Origin of the sequence: Acinetobacter sp. UBA5934 (assembly GCF_002430855.1) — a bacterium.
Taxonomy (GTDB): domain Bacteria; phylum Pseudomonadota; class Gammaproteobacteria; order Pseudomonadales; family Moraxellaceae; genus Acinetobacter.
In genome coordinates this window covers 1-20,084 of sequence record NZ_DJDC01000072.1, presented here as the reverse complement: position 1 = coordinate 20,084, position 20,084 = coordinate 1, and the positions used below count along the sequence as shown (strand labels likewise).

General features: G+C 43.1%; 15 protein-coding genes and 2 pseudogenes. 7 read left to right on the top strand and 10 right to left on the bottom strand.

What is annotated here, in order from left to right:
- The 3 genes and pseudogenes from B2Y23_RS05185 to trxA form a co-directional block, all read right to left on the bottom strand.
- A pseudogene (locus B2Y23_RS05185) lies at nucleotides 1-72 on the bottom strand (hypothetical protein); the annotation flags it as partial.
- A 420-nt stretch (nucleotides 73-492) separates the two neighbouring features.
- The gene (gene rho, locus B2Y23_RS05180; RefSeq protein ID WP_005007569.1) at nucleotides 493-1,761 is read right to left on the bottom strand and encodes a transcription termination factor Rho; all 1,269 of its coding nucleotides are present in this window, start codon (nucleotides 1,759-1,761) and stop codon (nucleotides 493-495) included.
- A 328-nt stretch (nucleotides 1,762-2,089) separates the two neighbouring features.
- Entirely contained in the window at nucleotides 2,090-2,416 is a 327-nt protein-coding gene (trxA, locus tag B2Y23_RS05175) for a thioredoxin (RefSeq protein ID WP_086175779.1), read from the bottom strand.
- 606 nt (nucleotides 2,417-3,022) lie between these two features.
- Between trxA and ppx the strand changes: the two genes are divergently transcribed.
- The 5 genes from ppx to B2Y23_RS05150 are packed head-to-tail and all read left to right on the top strand — an operon-like array spanning nucleotide 3,023 to nucleotide 8,161.
- A complete protein-coding gene (ppx, locus tag B2Y23_RS05170) occupies nucleotides 3,023-4,543 on the top strand; it encodes an exopolyphosphatase (protein WP_291353738.1) in 1,521 nt (506 codons plus the stop codon).
- Between the two features lie 50 nt (nucleotides 4,544-4,593).
- On the top strand, nucleotides 4,594-5,418 hold the full coding sequence (locus tag B2Y23_RS05165; RefSeq protein WP_291353740.1) for an acetyl-CoA carboxylase carboxyltransferase subunit alpha: 825 nt from the start codon (nucleotides 4,594-4,596) through the stop codon (nucleotides 5,416-5,418).
- The gene (gene tilS, locus B2Y23_RS05160) at nucleotides 5,355-6,704 is read left to right on the top strand and encodes a tRNA lysidine(34) synthetase TilS (RefSeq protein WP_291353742.1); all 1,350 of its coding nucleotides are present in this window, start codon (nucleotides 5,355-5,357) and stop codon (nucleotides 6,702-6,704) included. Before B2Y23_RS05165 ends, tilS begins: the two co-directional genes overlap by 64 nt.
- Nucleotides 6,705-6,733: 29 nt before the next feature.
- Nucleotides 6,734-7,564, top strand: a complete 831-nt coding sequence (gene proC / locus B2Y23_RS05155) for a pyrroline-5-carboxylate reductase (RefSeq protein WP_291353744.1) — start codon at nucleotides 6,734-6,736, stop codon at nucleotides 7,562-7,564.
- Nucleotides 7,565-7,591: 27 nt separating this feature from the next.
- The gene (locus B2Y23_RS05150) at nucleotides 7,592-8,161 is read left to right on the top strand and encodes a YggT family protein (protein ID WP_291353746.1); all 570 of its coding nucleotides are present in this window, start codon (nucleotides 7,592-7,594) and stop codon (nucleotides 8,159-8,161) included.
- 219 nt (nucleotides 8,162-8,380) lie between these two features.
- Here the strand turns inward: B2Y23_RS05150 and polA are convergent, their stop codons facing one another.
- Nucleotides 8,381-11,146, bottom strand: a complete 2,766-nt coding sequence (gene polA, locus B2Y23_RS05145; RefSeq protein ID WP_291353748.1) for a DNA polymerase I — start codon at nucleotides 11,144-11,146, stop codon at nucleotides 8,381-8,383.
- A 163-nt stretch (nucleotides 11,147-11,309) separates the two neighbouring features.
- Here polA and B2Y23_RS05140 point away from each other — a divergent pair, with 163 nt between their 5' ends.
- Nucleotides 11,310-14,015 carry a DUF2339 domain-containing protein gene (locus B2Y23_RS05140; RefSeq protein ID WP_291369407.1) on the top strand — a complete coding sequence of 902 codons (2,706 nt, stop codon included), beginning with the start codon at nucleotides 11,310-11,312 and terminating at the stop codon, nucleotides 14,013-14,015.
- A 104-nt stretch (nucleotides 14,016-14,119) separates the two neighbouring features.
- Here the strand turns inward: B2Y23_RS05140 and B2Y23_RS05135 are convergent, their stop codons facing one another.
- Together B2Y23_RS05135 and B2Y23_RS05130 are read right to left on the bottom strand one after the other, a co-directional pair.
- On the bottom strand, nucleotides 14,120-15,046 hold the full coding sequence (locus B2Y23_RS05135) for a mechanosensitive ion channel family protein (protein ID WP_291369406.1): 927 nt from the start codon (nucleotides 15,044-15,046) through the stop codon (nucleotides 14,120-14,122).
- An 8-nt stretch (nucleotides 15,047-15,054) separates the two neighbouring features.
- Nucleotides 15,055-15,885, bottom strand: a complete 831-nt coding sequence (locus B2Y23_RS05130) for a hypothetical protein (protein ID WP_291369405.1) — start codon at nucleotides 15,883-15,885, stop codon at nucleotides 15,055-15,057.
- Between the two features lie 93 nt (nucleotides 15,886-15,978).
- Here B2Y23_RS05130 and gspE point away from each other — a divergent pair, with 93 nt between their 5' ends.
- A complete protein-coding gene (gene gspE / locus B2Y23_RS05125; protein ID WP_291369404.1) occupies nucleotides 15,979-17,466 on the top strand; it encodes a type II secretion system ATPase GspE in 1,488 nt (495 codons plus the stop codon).
- 430 nt (nucleotides 17,467-17,896) lie between these two features.
- Here the strand turns inward: gspE and B2Y23_RS05120 are convergent, their stop codons facing one another.
- The 4 genes and pseudogenes from B2Y23_RS05120 to B2Y23_RS05105 all read right to left on the bottom strand — a co-directional run.
- Nucleotides 17,897-18,322, bottom strand: coding sequence for an organic hydroperoxide resistance protein (locus B2Y23_RS05120; RefSeq protein ID WP_291353757.1), 426 nt, complete (start codon nucleotides 18,320-18,322; stop codon nucleotides 17,897-17,899).
- 121 nt (nucleotides 18,323-18,443) lie between these two features.
- Nucleotides 18,444-19,268 carry a carbon-nitrogen hydrolase family protein gene (locus B2Y23_RS05115; RefSeq protein ID WP_291353759.1) on the bottom strand — a complete coding sequence of 275 codons (825 nt, stop codon included), beginning with the start codon at nucleotides 19,266-19,268 and terminating at the stop codon, nucleotides 18,444-18,446.
- Nucleotides 19,269-19,292: 24 nt separating this feature from the next.
- Nucleotides 19,293-19,811 carry an anti-anti-sigma factor GigB gene (gigB, locus tag B2Y23_RS05110; protein ID WP_291353761.1) on the bottom strand — a complete coding sequence of 173 codons (519 nt, stop codon included), beginning with the start codon at nucleotides 19,809-19,811 and terminating at the stop codon, nucleotides 19,293-19,295.
- Nucleotides 19,812-19,923: 112 nt separating this feature from the next.
- Nucleotides 19,924-20,084, bottom strand: a pseudogene (locus B2Y23_RS05105) (stage II sporulation protein E); the annotation flags it as partial.

The following is a 20,084-nucleotide window of genomic DNA, read 5'->3' as shown; positions in this document are numbered from 1 at the left end:
TTTTTTAGCACAACCAACGAAAGCTAAAGTAGTAGCAACTGCAGCAGCAATAGCGATTTTTTTGAATAACATGGCATCACTCTCTAAAATATGAGATTAAAAATAACCTATGTTAGCCTGTTGAGTGCTTTTATTCTTCCTAAAATTTGTTAGGCAGTAACAATGCAAAGGCAGTCTAACTGGTCTGCGAATATGCTATCACTGCGCATTTTGAATTACTACTAGGCGTGTGTTAAAAAATGCAAAAAAAGATAAAAAGTGAGCGTTTTTTTAACAGAAAATAACAATCAATTGGAAGATTTATATTGGATAAGTACTAAATAACTCGCTAAAAACTAAAGTTTTTTAAAATTAAGATTTAAAAGAAAGATTAACCTGCATCTTAAGGTTACATAGAAATTGAGCAATTGTAGCTTTATGTAAGTTAAGTCAACCAAATAAAAAGGCTATCCTGTAGATAGCCTTTTTATATAAAAAAGAATAACAACCAGCTTAGTTGGTGGCTTTACGCTTCATTTGATCGAAGAAATCATCATTGGTTTTGGTTTCTTTCATGCGATCTAGCAAGAATTCCATCGCAGCCAATTCATCTTGAGTGTGCAATAATTTACGCAAAATCCAGACCTTACGTAAGTTATCTTCACTCATGAGACGCTCTTCACGACGCGTACCTGATTTCTTAATGTTCATAGCCGGGAATACACGTTTTTCAGCAATACGGCGATCCAGTGTAATTTCCTGGTTACCTGTACCTTTGAATTCTTCGTAGATCACTTCATCCATCTTACTGCCTGTTTCAATCAGGGCAGTAGAGATAATGGTGAGTGAACCACCTTCTTCAATATTACGTGCAGCACCGAAGAAACGTTTTGGACGTTCAAGCGCATGTGCATCTACACCACCGGTCAAAACCTTACCTGAAGAAGGAATTACGGTGTTATAGGCACGTGCAAGACGGGTAATCGAGTCAAGCAGAATGACCACATCTTTTTTGTGTTCTACCAAACGTTTGGCTTTTTCAATCACCATTTCAGCCACTTGTACGTGACGAGCTGGTGATTCATCAAAGGTTGAAGCAATGACTTCGCCACGGACGGTACGTTCCATCTCGGTCACTTCTTCAGGACGTTCGTCAATCAGAAGTACAATCAGGAAACATTCAGGATTGTTACGTACAATCGACTGGGCGATGTTTTGTAACAACATGGTTTTACCCGCTTTGGGCGGCGCAACAATAATAGAACGTTGACCTTTACCAATAGGAGCTACCAAGTCAACCACACGGGCAGTCAAATCTTCAGTGGTACCATTACCCAGTTCCATCACCAATTGTTCAGTCGGGAACAATGGGGTCAAGTTTTCGAACAGGATTTTGTTACGTGAGTTTTCAGGCGTGTCGTAGTTAATTTGATTAACTTTTAAAAGAGCAAAATAGCGTTCGCCTTCTTTAGGTGGGCGAATTGTACCGGTAATGGTATCACCAGTGCGTAAGTTGAAACGGCGAATTTGTGATGGGCTGACGTAAATGTCATCTGGGCCAGCAAGATAAGAGCCTGCTGCTGAGCGGAGGAAACCAAAACCATCAGACAGAATTTCTAGAACACCATCACCAAAAATCTCTTCGCCATTCATTGCATGGCGTTTTAAGATGGCAAAAATGATGTCTTGCTTACGGTTACGAGCCATTCCTTCTAGGCCCATAAACTCGGCAATCTTGATGAGTTCGCCAATCGGTTTTTTCTTGAGTTCAGTTAAATTCATAGGGGGTCAGATAGAATTAAAATTCTGGGATATGGATGAGAAAAGGGAGCAACATTGAGCCGCTTACACGCAATAAAAGTAACGCAATTGTATTTGCACAATAACAATTCAGAGGTCTGATTCATTGTTTCGAAGAGAAAAGTGTAAAAACAATTTCTGTTGCCGAGCGGCGATCTTATGTGTTGTGTCTTGTAAGAAAATGGCGGATTAGAAATCCTTTATTCCTTGAACAAGCAATATAAGAGCTAATCATATTTTTGTCAATTTATAGACGAAAAAAATACGCTATCCGGAGATAGCGTATTGTATCAAATTACACGGGTTTCAATTAGATGTTTTCTTCAATGAAAGCAGTCAATTTAGATTTTGGTGCAGCACCGACTTGTTGAGCGACAACTTCACCATTTTTGAACATTAATAAAGCTGGAATGTTGCGGATATTGTAGTTTACGGCAGTCGCTTCACAAGCAGTTACGTCAACTTTAACAACCTTAACTTTGCCTTCGAATTCTGTAGACAATACTTCTAGTACAGGTGCAATGGCTTTACACGGTGCACACCAGCCTGCCCAGAAATCGACAAGTACAGGAACGTCAGATTGTAAAACGTCCGCTTCGAAGTTCGCATCAGTTGTGTTTACGATATTGCCAGACATGGATATGCTCCAAATAAAATTTTAAGTTAGTTCTATAACTATAAGTATTACATAGCCTCGTTTAACTATGTAGAGGGATATGTAAATTTTCAATCATTATATTGAGTTTGTCTAATTGATGCTCACGATATTGATTATCGTGTCCTACAATTGATCTTTTTCCTACTTCAAAAGGATTGAATATTGAATTTTTAAACCCGCACGGCCTTATTGAATTGATTCAATCCTGCTGCCTTTGTGGAGGGAGTTTATCTAGTTTTGAAAGGTCAAAATCAGGAGCTCAAAATATCGTTTGAGGCACTAATAAACACCTATTGTTTCGCATAAATGACTTCTTTGAGCCAGTTTTAAACACTGCTTTAAAATGCAGGATAAACGATAGGAAACGAATAGCCTCCTTATTGCACTAGCGAATTCATTACTTGCTAAAAATCTATTTGTTATTTTGACTTTAGGAATCACTGCTCGTTATTGAAAAAATGATTGAGCAAAGAAGTTTATTTTTTTAATGGATTAAAAAACTGCTTCATTTGAGCTAATAAATGGCTTTTAAATTGCATGTATGTGAATTACTCTAAGCATAATTCTTATAGGTTCGTTTGAATAATGTCTGATTTTTTGATTGATGAAGAGTTACTTGCTGCCATCGATATGGGGTCGAACAGCTTTCACTTGGCTATTGCACGTGTAGATCATGGCGAAGTAAAAAAAGTGGCTTCGATGTCAGAAAAAGTACAATTGGCAGCGGGTCTGGATGAAAATAAAAATTTGACCGAAGCTGCACAGCAACGTGGTCTGGCCTGTCTGGCGCGTTTTGTTGGACGTCTGAGTTCTGTGCAACCCAACCGCTTGCGTATTGTCGCGACCAATGCGTTACGTCAGGCAAAAAATGGTCACGAATTCATTCAGAAAGCTGCTGAAATCTTACCTAAACCGATTGAAATTATCGCCGGTCGTGAAGAGGCCCGTCTGATTTATCTGGGCGTTTCACACACCATGGCCAACAGTGGCCGTCGTCTGGTGATTGATATTGGTGGTGGCTCGACTGAACTGATTATTGGCGAAGCATTCGAGCCGATTCATACGGAATCTGTACAAATGGGCTGTGTGGCATTTACCACAGCCTATTTTATGGATGGCGAAATTAACCAGAAAAGTTTCGATAAAGCGGTGACTGCTGCCCGCAAAGAAATTTCAGGAATTGCCAATACCTATAAAGCGGCAGGGTGGGATACCGTAGTCGGTTCAAGCGGAACCATTAAAGCCTGTCGTCAGATTACAGTGAACATGGGCTGGAGCAATGAAAAAGAAGAGCTCACCCGTGAAGGTCTAGAAAAACTCAAAGATAAACTGCTTAAATATAAGCATGTCACTGAAATGGAATTTGATGGTTTAAAAGAAGACCGCCGAGCAGTTTTGCCAGCAGGTATTGCCATTTTATATGCCGTATTTGATGTCTTGGGTTTAGACAAACTGGTCTATTCAGATGGGGCTTTACGTGAAGGCGTGATGTATGACTTGTTGGGACGTTTCCAGCATGAAGACATTCGTGACCGTTCTGTGCATGCCTTGATGGGACGCTATAATGCAGATACCAAACAAGCTGAACGTGTAGCCAATACGGTACAGCAATTGTTTAACGGTGTTGCGAAATCTCTAAATTTAACCAATGATGACAGTGACTTACTGCGTCGTGCTGCATGTTTGCATGAAATTGGTTTGGCGATTAGTCACAGTGGTTACCATCGCCATGGGGCTTATTTATTGCAACATTCGGATATTCCCGGTTTCTCGCAAATTGATCAAAACCATTTGTCACATTTGGTCGCTCATCATCGTCGTAAACTTCGCGGTGATGCACGGGTCGATGTTTCAAAAGTCGGTGGTAGCAAACTTGTGTACTTATGTCTATTGCTTCGTTTAGCTGTTTTGCTGAATCATAGTCGTAGCGATGAGATGCTTCCTGCCATTGAATTAAGTGTTGTCAATGAGCAACAATGGCAACTCAGCGTTTCTGGCGATGCCAAACAATGGCCTTTGCTTGTAGCAGACTTGCATGATGAACAGGTGCAGTTTAAGCATTGGGATATTGAATTGAATATTCAGTCGGAACAATTTATCTATTAACAAGTGATTGGTTAACAAGTTATTGTTAATTTAGGGATAATGGTCGACCTATGAAAAATAAAGCTGCTCAATCTAAAGCATGGACAACGGTTCAAATTGCGCGTCATCCAGAACGTCCGCAATTTTTGGATTATGTTGGTGAAATTTTCACTGAATTCGATGCTTTACATGGAGATCGGGTATTTGGTGACGATGGTGCAATGATCGGTGGCTTGGCACGTTTTAATGGTCAGCCAGTGATGATTGTTGGGCAACACCGTGGCCGCAGCACGCGTGAAAAATTGCAACACAACTTCGGTATGAGTAATCCTGAAGGCTACCGTAAATCACAGCGTTTGCTGGATATGGCAGAGCGTTTCAAGTTACCGGTATTTACCTTCATTGACACTATGGGTGCATATCCGGGTGTAGGCGCAGAAGAACGCGGTCAGGCAGAAGCCATTGCCACCAGTCTGGCACAGCTTTCAAGCCTGAAAGTTCCAGTAATTGCAACTGTATTGGGTGAAGGCGGTTCAGGTGGTGCACTGGGTATTGGTGTGGCAGATCGTGTCGTGATGCTGTCTCACAGTATTTATTCTGTGATTTCTCCTGAAGGTTGTGCATCCATTTTATGGAAAACAGCCGAGAAAGCAGAACAAGCCAGTGAAGCCCTGGCATTAACTGCTGAAAAGTTAAAACAAATGGGCATTGTTGAATACGTGGTTGATGAAGGTGAAGGCGCACATTTGCAGCCTGAAAAAGTGATGCAAGACCTTAAAGATGTGTTACAACAGGCTTTAGAAGAATTGCAATCGATGGATGCGAATGAAAGATGCGAAGCACGTTACCAGCGTTTAATGAAGTTTGGCAGCGACAATTCCGGTCTAGCGTCTTAAAGCAAATCCAGTGCTTTCCTCTCGAGAGCACTTTCTTAATTGGATGTAGCGGCGGCATGGATTCCATGCTGCTTTTACATCTGATGTCTGATTTATTTCCTGAAAAAATCCGCGCGATCTATATCGATCACCAGTTACAAAACATCAGTGCCGATTGGGGCCAGTTTGTATCTGATCAATGCGCGGCTTTGAAAGTCCCATATATTGTTGAAGCGGTCAATGTGCAAGCAGGAAATCTGGAACATCAAGCCCGTAACGCACGTTATCAGGCTTATTCAAAACATCTCAAACCCAATGAAATTTTAGTTCTGGCGCATCATCAGCAAGATCAGGCTGAAACCTTAATGTTGCGCTTACTTTCAGGTGCCGGTGTGCATGGACTGGCTGCGATGAAACAGGTGGATGTACGTGAGCAATTCACCATTTGGCGACCGCTGCTGGATCTTTCGCGTGAGCAGATTTGCCAATGGGCCGCCCAGCTGAATGTGCAGAATATTGAAGATCCCACCAATTTAGATACTTATTATGATCGAGCCTGGTGCCGTCATGAATTGTGGCCGCTGTTGCAACAACGTTATCCTAAAATGCAGCAGGCACTCAGCCGAACCAGTTATCTTATGCAGGATGCTGACGAAATTCTGCAAGAAGTATTGCAACAAGATTTAGCACTTTGCGGATCGGCCACTGAACTGGATTTAAAAAAATTATCTCAATTATCAAGTGCACGTCAAAGACAACTGCTATCCGCTTGGATGAAGGGGCAGGATAGCTATCGTCCGAGTTTTGAGATGGTGGAGCGCTTGTTACATGAAGTAATTCAGTCCAAAGCTGATGCTCAGGCTGCATTGCACTGGAATCAATATTATTATCTGCGCTATCAGCAGACACTTTTCCGCTTAAGTGCCGCAGAATATTTGGCTGAAAAAAATGAAAGGGATATTGCTGAACAAACCCTGTGTTTGCAGTTAAATCAAAGGATTGACGTTCTTTCAGGAAACTATGTTACTAAAACTGCAAAAATAGGTCTTTCAGCCGCATTGCTGGGAAAAAAACTGAATCTGGTGCTGCGACAAGGTGGAGAAAAAATACATTTATATGGACGAGTCGGGACCTGGCCACTAAAAAAAGCCATTCAGCAAGCACAAATTTTTCCCTGGCAGCGTCATAGAATTCAAATATTAAGCATAGATAATGTTATGCTTGGTGTTTTTACACCAAAAGGGTTTTGGTTAGCTCAATCTGAATATTGTGAAGTCGGTGGATGGCAACCAAATTTAATCTCTTAGTTAAAAAATTCTAAGTCGAGTATAAATCCATGAGTGCAGCTTTAAATTGTAATATTTGTTTTATTGGTGGCGGAAATATGGCTCAAGCCTTAATTGGCGGGCTCATTTCACGGGGTTTAGCACCAACACGTATTACAGTTTCTGATCCGGTCGAGAAAGTCCGTCTTTTGTTAGCAGAAAAAGATGTACAGGTGACCGATGATAATATTGCTGCCATTCGTGATGCCGATATCGTCCTTTTTGCAGTAAAACCGCAAGTATTGGCCAGTGTATTAAAACCACTAAAAGGTTTATTTGATGGTAAATTGGTGATGTCGATTGTGGCGGGTGCTGAAATTGCGACCATTGCCGATCTTTTAGAAACTGATCGCATTGTTCGCGTGATGCCGAACACGCCTGCTTTAGTACAAACCGGAGCACATGGCTTGTATGCAACCGAAGCGGTGAATGCACAAGATCGTGAATTGGCCAGTCAGGTTTTAGCTGCAACCGGTTTAACCCTTTGGGTGAATTCTGAAGCACAGATTGATGCGGTAACGGCAGTGTCAGGTTCGGGTCCCGCTTATTTCTTCTATATGATGGAAAGCATGATTCGTGCAGGTAAAAACTTGGGGCTGGATGAGAAAGTAGCGACTGCACTGACTTTACAAACCGCTTTAGGTGCGGCACAAATGGCGATTACCAGTTCCAATACTCCGGCAGAACTGCGTAAAAATGTGACCTCTCCAAACGGCACGACTCAGGCTGCACTTGAAGTGTTTGACCGTGCACAAATCTCTCAAAATATTCAGGCCGCTTTGGCTGCAGCACAAAAGCGCAGTCAGGAACTTGCTCAAGAGCTAAGTGAAAGTAGCAAATAACTCGTTTTTATTTAGGAAAGTTCCAGTATGGGTGCAAACTCTGCGCTAATTTTTGGCATTATCATTAACGTAGCGATTTTGCTCGTGTTTTTCCGTTTTCTTATGCAGCTTGCAGCGGTGAATGCTTATAATCCCGTGGTCATGTCTACGGTAAAAGCGACAAAAATCGTGGATGTGTTTGGGCGTATTTTTCCAACAGTAGCAAAAGGCCGCGTTAATTTGGCAGCTTTAGCATTGGTGGTAATTTTATATTTACTCAAGATTTTTGGGGTAATGTACCTTTCAGGGGCTATGCCGAACAGTCCGGTACATCTGGTGATTTTAACCTTCGTCACCATGATTCAAGACCTGATCCGTTTCTGTCGTTACCTGATTTTTGCAACGATTATTTTAAGTTGGGTGGTGATGTTTACCCAGTCCCGTTCACCGTATATTGAAGTGATTCAGGAACTGGCAGAACCTTTACTGGCACCGTTCCGCCGTATCTTGCCGAATATGGGCATGATTGATCTGTCTCCAATTGTGGCATTCTTTGCTTTATATATTGCTGAAATTATTATGAATGAAGTGGCAATTGCACTTTTGACCGGACTTTAACGTTTAGCCAGTAAAATCTGGACAATAAAAAAGGACTCGATAGAGTCCTTTTTTATTGGAAAAATTCCTCTCACTCTGAGAGATGAGTAGCATTGCTACGCAAGAGAGGGGCTTTAAAAAATGACCTCCATCCTCTTGCTGAATATATTCCTCACCTTCTAGAAGGAGGGAAAAGGAATCTCCCCTAACCCCTCTTTAAAAAGAGGGGAAATCTGTGGATTAATGCGCCTCATCCCAATTCATGCCTTTACCGACTTCGACAATCAGCGGTACGGAAAGCTGGATTACCGATTGCATCACTTCAGCCAGTTTCGGTGCCAGATCATCGGCAATCTCGGCATCAACTTCAAATACCAATTCATCGTGTACCTGTAACAGCATTTTAGCCTGATCTTTCGGTAACATTTTATCGACTTCAATCATGGCTATTTTAATGATGTCTGCAGCACTTCCTTGAAGTGGGGCATTGATGGCAGCACGTTCAGCAGCTTTACGCACCATCATGTTGCGCGCATCAATATCAGGGGTATATAAACGGCGACCTGAAATGGTTTCGACAAAGCCCTGTTCCAAAGCGATCTGACGCGTACGTTGCATATATTCATAAATGCCAGGATAACGATGGAAATATTGCTTGATGTAGTTTTGTGATTCTTCACGGGTAAAGCCAAGCTGACGAATCAGACCAAATTCGGACATGCCATAGAGCAGACCGAAGTTAACAGCTTTGGCCTGACGACGCTGGTCATTGGTGACATCTTCCAGCGCAATTCCCAGCACTTCGGCAGCAGTACGGCGGTGTACGTCCTGACCGTGATTAAAGGCATCGACCAAGGCTTCATCCTGGGAAAGATGGGCCATTAAACGCAGTTCAATTTGTGAATAATCGGCTGCCAGCACGATGCGGCCTTCAGGAGCAATAAAGGCTTTACGAATTTGGCGGCCAATTTCTTCACGAATCGGAATGTTTTGCAGGTTTGGATCGGTTGAGGATAAACGACCTGTAGCTGTCAGTGCCTGATGATAACTGGTATGCACACGGCCACTGTCATTGTTGGCCTGTTTTTGCAGACCGTCGGTATAGGTGCTTTTCAGTTTACAAAGACCACGGTATTGCAAAATTAAATCGGTAATCGGATGTTCAATCTTTTCCAGAATACTTTCATTGGTGCTGTATTGACCGGTTGCTGTTTTCTTGCCGCCTTTCAGTCCGAGTTTGTCAAACAGGATTTCACCGACCTGTTTGGGCGAGCTGACATTAAACGGTTGACCTGCCAACTCAATAATCTGGTTTTCAAGGTCTTGAATGGTATTAGAAAAGTCGACACTCAATTGATCTAAAAACTTCAGATCCAGTTCGATGCCATTTTCTTCCATGACAGTCAGTACACGCGCCACCGGCATTTCAATATTGTGCAAAATATTGTTCAGTTCAGGAATGGCCTGTAATTTCTTCGACAAGACTTCGTAAAGACGATAGGTCACATGCGCATCTTCAGCGGCATAATGCGCAGCTGTTTCAATCTCGATCTGGTTAAAAGTTTTCTGTTTGGCCCCTTTACCTGCCACTTGTTCATAAGTGGTCGTTAAGTGACTGAGATAAACACGGGCCACATCATCCATACCGTGACGGGTCGCCACTGAATTTAGAACATAAGAGGCCAGCATGGTATCGAAATACCAGCCTTGCAGTTCAATACCGTGATTTTGCAAAATGTGCGCATCATATTTTAAATGATGTCCAATTTTTTCAACGCTAGCATCTTCTAAAATCGGTTTAATTTGCGCCAGGATGGTTTCACGATTCAGCTGTTCCGGTGCACCCTCATAGTCGTGGGTCAGCGGAATGTAATAAGCATCATTGGCATCAAATGCCACCGAAAAGCCAACCATCTCCGCAATACGATAATCCAGACTGGTGGTTTCGGTATCAAAGGCAAAGCGTTTTTCAGTACTGAAACGAGTAAACAGGTTGTCCCAGTCAGCCTGAGTTAAAACGGTATGATAATTGGCTTTTCCGAGTTGATCATCCACACTGGTCAGCTCTGCCTCATCTTCAGTGTTAATGACAGCTGTGGTATTTATATCAGTCTCAATACTCTTAGCCGCCTGTTTATAGACTGAATTATTCGGATTATTAGGATGATCGAGCGACTGTAACTGGTTACGGAACTCAAGTTCGGTATAGAGTCGGCGCAGTTCTTCAACATTTGGATCGCCAAGTTTTAAATCTTCATAACAAAGACCCATATCCAGGTCGCAGACAATACTGGCCAACTGATGATCCAGGGTAATGCCTTCCACATTGTCTTTAATGCTTTGACCGACTTTGCCTTTAATTTTATCGACATTTTCTAAAATGCCACCGATTGAACCATATTCGTTCAAAAGTTTGGCCGCGGTTTTCGCTCCGACACCCGGTACACCACGAATGCCATCGGAAGCATCGCCCATTAAAGTCAAATAATCGATAATCTGATTTGGCCATACCCCGAATTTTTCAAAGACAGCATTTACATCCATCGGCTTATCTTTAAAGCTGTCTTCCAGAGTGACTTTGTCCGTAACCAGCTGCGCCATGTCTTTATCGCCGGTCGAAATCAGCACCTGATAACCTTTAGCTTCGGCACGTTTAGCCAAAGTACCAATCACGTCATCCGCTTCAGCACCGGGAAGGGTATGTAAAGGAATACCCAAAGCGCGGATCAGGTTGTGAAGATAGGGAATCTGCTGCGACAGTTCATCCGGCATACTTGGACGGTCACCTTTATAAATCGGTGAAAGCTGATGACGGAACGTCGGCTCAGGCGTATCAAAAATCACCGCCATATGCGTCGGTTGAATACGGCGCATCAACTTTTGAATGGCAGAAATGGCACCACGAATTGCATTGGTCTGTAAACCAGTCGAAGTGGTTAGGGGCGGTAGTGCATGGTATGCACGAAATAAAAAATATGAGCCATCGACCAAAACAAATGGTGGCATTGAAAGATTCCTAATTCAAATAACGAGCTTATTGTACGTGATTTTGCCGATGAACATAGACACATCATCAAACAAGCATGTTACCGAATATCTGATGAATGCTTAAAAATCAAAGTCACAGCTGATGTATGATCAAGTTAATCAGGATTGAGATAAATAAAAAATGGGGAAAGGGCAGAGCGAAATCCGGATGATTTGGCTGATGGTGCTGATTATTGTCGGGGTGGGTGCATGGTTTCTAGAGGCACGCACATTTACTTATTTGTGTGGCTTGGCCTTTGTGGTGAGTATCATGCAATATGTCGATGCCATTCAGTCCCCAGCTATACAAATAGCTGAAACAAAAAATCTTTCTGTCCAAGAAACGTCTAAAGTTCCTTTATATCTGTGCTCCATTATTGCCATTGTCGGCGGCATTCTCGATTGGGAGTTTGCAATTGCGGTGGGGATTACAGGCTGGATTTTTTTCTTTCTCAGATGGTTGCGCCGTTTAGAAGGCTTATTAAACCAGATTCAAACGCGATTGCAGCATACTCAAACGCTGGCTTATCCGACTGTTGAAAATCCACCAGCTCAACCTCCTGAATCTCAAGCTGTCCCATCTACCTCGGGATTGATTGAACAGTTAAAGCAGTGGACTTTTCAAGGCAATCCAGTATTAAAAGTTGCGATCCTGGTGCTGGTCATCGGCATCATCTTGTTATTGCGTTTTGCGACCGAACATTGGCAACTCAGTCTGGCATTCAAACTGGCGATTGTAGCAGCGGTCAGTGCGGCAGTGACCGGACTCGGTTACTGGATGCAAAGTAAAAACCGCAGTTTTGCCCTGGCCTTGGAAGGTTTGGGCTTAGCCGCATTATTTTTGACCCTGTTTTTTGCGTATTATAATGCCGTGATTCCAACGCTCGCCATCGCTGGAGTATGTTTTGCCCTGATTATGGGCGTGACCCTGATCCTCAGCCTAAAACAACAATCCATTGAACTGGCGCTAATGGCCATGATCATTGCCTATATTGCGCCCTTTACCTTGCCGGTGCGCAATGCGACAGCGATTGAGCTGATTGCCTATTATGTGGTGATCAATCTGGCCGTTGCGATTTTAAGTACCTTGCGCCCATGGAAAATGCTGAATCAAATTGCTTTCTTAATGACGGTTTTTGTGGGAGGAGGGTATGCCTTTTATCACGGCAAAGAATTTGAAAAAAATACCTTAACCGTATTGGTGGCGGTGCATACGGCAATCTTTGTCTGGCTGAGTTTTCGTTTCAGCCAGCTGTTAGCCAAAGAAGATCTGGCTCAGTTCAAGCTGAAACCTGCTTTAGATATTGCCCTGATTTTTGGTGCACCTCTGGTCGGTTATATTTTTATTTATCTAATGCATTTTGAAGAGATACGATGGCAAGCCGGAGCGAGTCTGGTTTTTGCAGCTGTGTACGCAGGTCTGTATCAACTTTCAAAACGCCATCAGGCGGTGCAGCTGATTTCACAAAGCTATTTCAGTTTAATGCTGATTTTCCTGGCCCTGATTCCACCGATTCTGTTGCATAAACAATGGAGCGTGATTGGCTGGGCTGTGGAAGGGCTGATTATTTTTACTTATGCCCTGTATCGTCATTCAGAGATCAGCCGTTATCTGGCCATGGGACTGATGATTGTTGCCGGCTTATCCAGTTTGTATTACTTGGTAGAGCTGAATGAATTTCCCAATGAAATGTATTGGGGCTTATGTCTGAGCTATTTTGCTGTGGTCTTAGTCGCGAATGGCCGAGAATCTTTCAGGAATCAGCTGACCAATTCAACCATCGCTTTTCATTGTTTACAGATGTTGTCTGCAACCACAATGTTGATTGTGCTGTTGCTCGATGAAATTGAGAATCCCAGTCAACTGGTGATGAGTCTGTTAATTGTCAGTGGCTTCTATCTGCTGATGAATGAAGTCCTGCTGCGTTGTAAAGCCACATGGTCATGGCTGTTTCCGAAATGGCTGGGCCTCATTCCGGTGTTGGTATTTGCCCTGATTATTGTGATTGATCAAAGTCAGCAGGGCATGATTATTTGGCCGACCATGTTTGACCGCGTAGGTTTTGCATTCTCCGGATTGATGCTGACTGTATTGTGGCTGCGTCCGCTGTTGGGCGTGCGGACTGAAAAAGAATGGGTCAGTTTTGGTACCCTGACCAGTTTGGCCATGACCAGCTTAACGCTATTTCCCGGCATGCCTTATATCAGTGTGGTAATTTTACCTTTACTGTTCTGTGCCTGGTGTTATTGGCAACTGGATAATCCGGACTGGAAAATGTTCTGGCAAGCGCGCAGTAGTTTGCTGCTGATGGCAACCTGGATTGTCTGTTCGCAACTGTTTACCCAGCAGGCCTTTCAGGGTTATATCCTGCCGATCATCAATCCTTTTGATCTGGTCAGTATTGCCATGCTGGCGTGCTTTATCTGGATGTTGTCCTTGCAGGTTAAATCGGGACTGGATCAAGGCATTGTCGCGGTGCTGATGGTGCTGAGTTTGCTCTGGCTCAGCAGTTATATCGTGCTGCGTGCATTACATGTTTATTTGGGTACGCCGTTTAATGAGCTGGCGGTATGGGGGAATGCAACCGTTCAACTGAGTCTGACTTTGTTGTGGGTCAGTTTGGCCTTTATGACCATGAGTCTGGCCAGTCGTAAAAAGTTGCGTTCAGTCTGGATTTTGGGTGGCAGCATTTTGGTAATTGTCACTTTGAAACTGGTGTTGTTTGATTTATCGCATATCGGGACTTTGACCCGGGTGATCTCATTCCTGGGTGCAGGTTTTGTGATGTTGCTAATTGCATATATTGCCCCGATTCCTGAGGGTTCTTTACCGCAAAAATCCCCCTAAATCCCCCTTTGATAAAAGGGGGGGGCGAATCTAAATAAGTATTTGATTGGATTCTCCCTCCTTTTATAAAGGAGGGTCGGGGAGGATTAAATGATAAAAAAGAATTATTTCAACCGCGCCTCACGCTTTACTTCTTTAGCATTCGCGTACTGATCAATATCTTCTTCATTCAATGGCTGGACAGTTGCCGGACGGTCAACAAAGCCCATTTTCGGTACAGGAATTTCAATCTGATTATCCAAAAAGCCGTTACGGATGCGTTCCTGCATCTCATCACGCACTTTTAAAAAGTTTTCGCGGTTACACCAAATCGCAAATAACAGTTCAATCGACGATTCACGGAAGGCGGTAACCGTGACCGCTGGTTTCGGGTCGGCTAAAACCAGAGGATATTTATTGGCTACATCCAGCAGTACTTCCCGAACTTTAATAATGTCTTCATGGAAATTAATGGCTAAAGTAATTGGAATCCGCCGAATCGGAAATTTCGACAGATTATAGACGGGAGCACGAATCAGCTGTTCATTCGGTACGCGAACATAGACATTGTCCTGAGTCAGCAGTTTCACCGAAAGCAGATCAATCGAAATGACTTCGCCTTCAATGGTATGACCACGAATCAAGGTCATTTGTACCGTGTCCCCAATTTCAAAAGAACCTTCCCCAATTAAGAACAAGCCACTGATTAAGTTGGAGGCAGAAGTTTGTGAAGCAAAACCCAAGGCTACCGTCAAAATACCGGCAGCACCTAAAAATACACTCAGTTTAAAGCCGGCTTCTTTTAGGCTAGCCATCACAAAGATCAGGAAAATGAAATAGAAAATCCCGCGGCGCCAGACCAGACTTTGATGGGCATTAAAACGTGAACCAATGGTGCGAATAAAGGTGTTGGAGACAAAACGTGCAATTAAAAAGCCGATAAAACACAGCACAATGGCAACGATAATTTCAGTCAGGCGTTCGGTATTGATATTGGTAAAAATACCTTTAAGGCTGCTGGTAATTTCTTTTGGAATATTGGAGTCTGCCATAATGCCCCCTAGAAAAACGAGTCAAACATATTAAACAAAGCACTGGCTGGAGCACGTGGCGGATGCAGATACATCACTTCGCCTGCATGAGGCGGGGTACGGTTTTCAATTCGAATGCGTGGCGGTCGATCCGAACCTTCATGCAAGACTTTAATTTGTGAAGTCCATAAGCGTTCGGTACTTTCACTATAGAACAGGGGAAGTGCTGAAACCGGCACATTCATCCGGTCAAAGCGCAGTTGTTGATGGCTGGTATTATGAAATTCAATCGGGGTCACCGCGCGAAAAGCACGTGGCTTGAGCTGATGCAATTCAGTACGGCCATCGACCGAGGTGGCATAACAAATTTCACCGGTACGATGATTCGGGCCAAACCAGGTGTCCTTAGGTAGAATGACTGGAATATCAAACAGCGGATCTTTTTGTCCTTCGACAAAACCTGCAATCCATAACGGGGTACTGATATACAGCGTACCGCGCTGTCCTGCTGGGATATAAATAGGATCAACCGGTTTAATCACCACCGAGCGATCCGCCAAACGCGGCATAAGCTGTAACTTATCTTGCGTTGACTTAAACATATAACGTTCTACTTTGACCGGCTGTGGAAAGCCAAAATTGGGATCTTCAATCGCATGCCACTTCTGTTCATAGTCATATTGAACTTGAGGGCGATGGTATTCTAGGCGCCATTCCTGTAGACCACGAGTCAGACGAAATAACAGTGAACCAAACTGCCAGGCTTTAGGCTGATTCAGTTCAAAGCTTTGTTCGCCCCACCATTTGATTAAATTGGGCTGCTCTGCATCTATCAATTCATCGTTTTTAGACAACGGCATATTTCCTTTATAACTTAATCATGAAAAACAGACTTCACGCTGTCCTATGCTTAGAGTACACTCAAATCAATTTATTCATCATTATAAACTTTGATGCAAGTACTTAAACAATTACAAATACCATATAGTTTTGCCAAGCGTCATGGCGTATTGCTGCGTTACGAGGGTGATCAGGCATTTATTGTACGTCGTGAAAATACGCCGTTGCTGGCGATTCAGGAAGCCCGTCGCTATTTGGGTCATCATGCACAGCACCAGTTGTGTAGTGAACAGGAATTTCATCAATTACTCAGTTCCAGTTTTGCCGGCGATACCGGTGAGTCGCAACAGGTAGCAGCCGGTCTGGAAGATCATCCCGATTTACTCAGTCTGGCCGACTCGGTACCCGAAGCTGAAGACCTGATGGATCAGGAAGATGATGCTCCGATTGTCCGGCTGATCAATGCCTTATTGTCAGAAGCAATTCGCGTGGGTGCTTCCGATATTCATATTGAATCTTTTGAGAAAAAACTGTCGGTGCGCTTACGTGTCGATGGGCAGCTGCGTGAAATTGTGCAGCCGCGGCGTGAACTGGCACCATTGTTGGTGTCACGAATTAAAGTTATGGCTAAACTGGATATTGCTGAAAAGCGTATTCCGCAAGATGGCCGTATTTCCTTACGCCTTGCTGGACGTGAAGTGGATGTCCGTGTTTCGACGTTGCCGTCATCGCATGGGGAACGTGTGGTGATGCGTTTGCTCGACAAGCAGGCTGGACGCCTCAATATGACCCACTTGGGTTTGATGCAACCGGATTATGAACGCTTAACTCATCTGGTGCATCGTCCACACGGCATTATCCTGGTGACCGGACCCACCGGTTCGGGTAAAACCACCACCTTATATGCAGCTTTATCAGACTTGAATGATGGTTCAAAAAATATTTTAACGGCAGAAGATCCGATTGAATATCAGCTGGAAGGCATTGGACAAACTCAGGTCAATACTAAAGTGGACATGACCTTTGCTCGTGCTTTAAAAGCCATGCTGCGTCAGGACCCAGATGTGGTAATGGTCGGTGAAATTCGTGATCTGGAAACGGCAGAAATTGCGGTTCAGGCATCATTAACAGGTCACTTGGTTTTATCGACACTACATACCAATACGGCAATTGGTGCGGTCACCCGTTTAAAAGATATGGGCATTGAACCTTTCTTATTGGCCAGTTCTCTGATTGGCGTCATTGCCCAGCGTTTGGTTCGAACTTTATGTCCACGCTGTGCCACCTGGCATGACGCAGATGCGTTTGAAACCGAAATTTTCAGGCATCTGGATGTCGGAGCTGAACTGAAGTTACCGAAACCGAAAGGTTGTGATCACTGTGCGCATACCGGTTTTATGGGACGTACAGCGATTTATGAAATTGTCCCTGTCGATGAACCGATGCGCCGTCTGATTCATGGCAATGCGGCTGAATATGAGCTGGAAAGTTATGCACGTAAACAGTCCGGTTCAATCCGTGATGATGGTCTGCGTAAAGTACTGGCAGGAAAAACCACTCTGGAAGAAGTACTACGCGTCACCAATGAAGCTGCGGATTAAAACGAAGTTCTGTTTACTGTTTATGATTTGATAAATTGCCGAACTTAACAAAGTTCGGTAATTTTTTTTTATCAGTTGAGTGCGAAATGGGGCAGTCGGATGACTGGGATTAGCTGGGCTTCATTTTGATAAAACTTTTACCTAGTTCGAATCATCTCCAAAGTAAAAATATCTTAGATTCTGAGCTTTTTATCTCAATTAATGATGCTGTTGAGACTTTTTCTCAGCAAATTATTTTTTAATAAAACTCAATATATTTTATGGGGTTTGGAGATATTCCCTAAATGGCTAGATTCACCTGACATTTATCTGACTTTTTAAGTGAATCAGATCAACAAGTTTAATTTATGTGGATGAGAAATTTGAGATGTGATGAATAGACTCTATCCTAAAATTATCTGATTTATTTTAGGATAGATTTAGATTCTACTTAGGTCATCACATTCAAAGTCACATTAATATTATTACGTGTTGCGTTGGAATAAGGGCAGACAATATGCGCAGCATCCACCAGTTTTTGTGCTTCTGCTTGATCCATACCTTCTAAATGAATATTCAAGGTTACTTCAATTCCGAAGCCAGTTGGAATCGGACCAATTCCAACTTCACCTTCAATATAAGCATCTTTACTGATATTGAGTTTATCTCGATTGGCAACGAATTTCATGGCACCGAGAAAACAGGCTGAATAACCTGCGGCAAAAAGTTGTTCAGGATTGGTGCCACCACCCGGTCCGCCCATTTCTTTAGGCACGGCTAACTGAACATCCAGAATTCCATCAGATGAGGTTGCACGTCCGTCACGACCACCGGTTGCTTTGGCTTTTGCTGTATAGACTGCTTTTTCTAAGGCCATTTTTATCATCTCTACGTTTTTATTTAAGCTGTTATGGTGTGGGATTTTGTAGAAAGAATAAGCAGTGATTTTGTAATTTTATAGAAATTTAAAGCTAAAAATTCAATTTAAGGCAGGTGAATTAGAAATTGATGATTTTACGATGCTGAATTAAAGGCATAGAACTGCGGATGGCATTTTGTTCAGCTAGATCAAAAGGTACAGTAATCAAACTTGCGCCTTCAGTATGCACGATATCTAAAATTTCACCGCGACTATTGGTTGCGGCAGCATGTCCCCAAGTCTGACGTTTCTCGCCATGCCAGCCCTGTTGAGCTGCGCCTAAAACCTGACACTGGCTGTCGAGCGCACGTGACTGAAGCAGTAACTGCCAATGCATTTGACCGGTTGTGTAGGTAAATGCAGCTGGTGCAGTCAGCATATGAGCGCCTTGGCTACGTAAAGTTAAAGCCAATTCAGGAAAGCGTAAGTCATAGCACACCATCAGACCAATATTACCAAACGGGGTTTTGGCAACGACCACATCTGTTCCAGGTTCAAAGAATTGCGATTCCTGATATCCACCAACCGCATCACCCACTTGTACGTCAAACAGGTGAATCTTGTCATAACGTGCTTCAGTGCGTTCCGGGCTAATGCACAGGCTGACCGTACGTACCCGACCATCCGTAATAGTAGAGCCATCTGGACGGAACGGGCATGGGAGAGTGCCTGCCACAATCCAGATTTGATATTGATGTGCCAGCTTTTCCAGACGCTGCTGAATAGCTTCGAACTGCGCTGCGGTGTCGCGTTGTTTTCCCGCGGCAAAACAGACAAAGTTTTCCGGGAAAACAATCAGCTCTGCACCACCGGCTTTACTTTGTTGTATCAATGACTCGATCACAATGAAATTGGCTTCAATATCATCTTGGGAATTCATTTGTACAACAGAGAGTAAAGTCATAGGAGATAAGCTCTAAAAATATTTTTATACGTTTTGCTGAGACACTTGTTCTAAGCTCTCTTGTTCTTTTTGTAATTGTTTCACCAAAGGCTCAAACATGTTTTGGTTACTTTCATTTAACTTCATCAATGTTTTATGGGCATCTAAAACAGTGGTTAACATAACATTATGGGTAATGTGCTCTTCAATTAACTCACGGGTGCATACTTTCGGATCACCGCAGTAATTTAAAATCACAAAAACCTGCCCCAAGCCCATACTATTGGCCAAGGTAGTAATATCTGGATTGGTAGATAACATGACAGCCTGAATCTGATGAGTTTGCTTCAGCTTTAAACCAAGCTTGGCAAGTACACCTAAAACCGTACTGTCAATAAATGTAGTTTGGGTTAAATCTACGATTGCCCCAACGACATTTGATTGCTGTTCAATTCGACTAAGAAGTTTGTCTAGACTGATACAAGATTGAGCACGCACTTCGCCAATAAGCTTAAAAATATGCGTTCCATTCAAGCTTGCATATTCAACATGACCTGTTGACATATAAATGCCATTTGCAGAGAAGGATATTAAATTATCCCATAGGGTCTATAGATACTCAAGTAGCTGAAAGTCGCAATCAAATTAAGTGCTTATAAAACTTGTGATTATACTGCTATTTCACTCTTATAAAGCTGAGAATGGCAATATCGTCGGCAACATGTTCGGGTGCTTCGAAGGATTCGTTTTGTAAGTGATGCAATAATTGGGAAAATTGTTCATTCAGACCGCCGCTAAACGGCTCCAATGCCCCATCTGAACGGAAGAGCGGTTCAG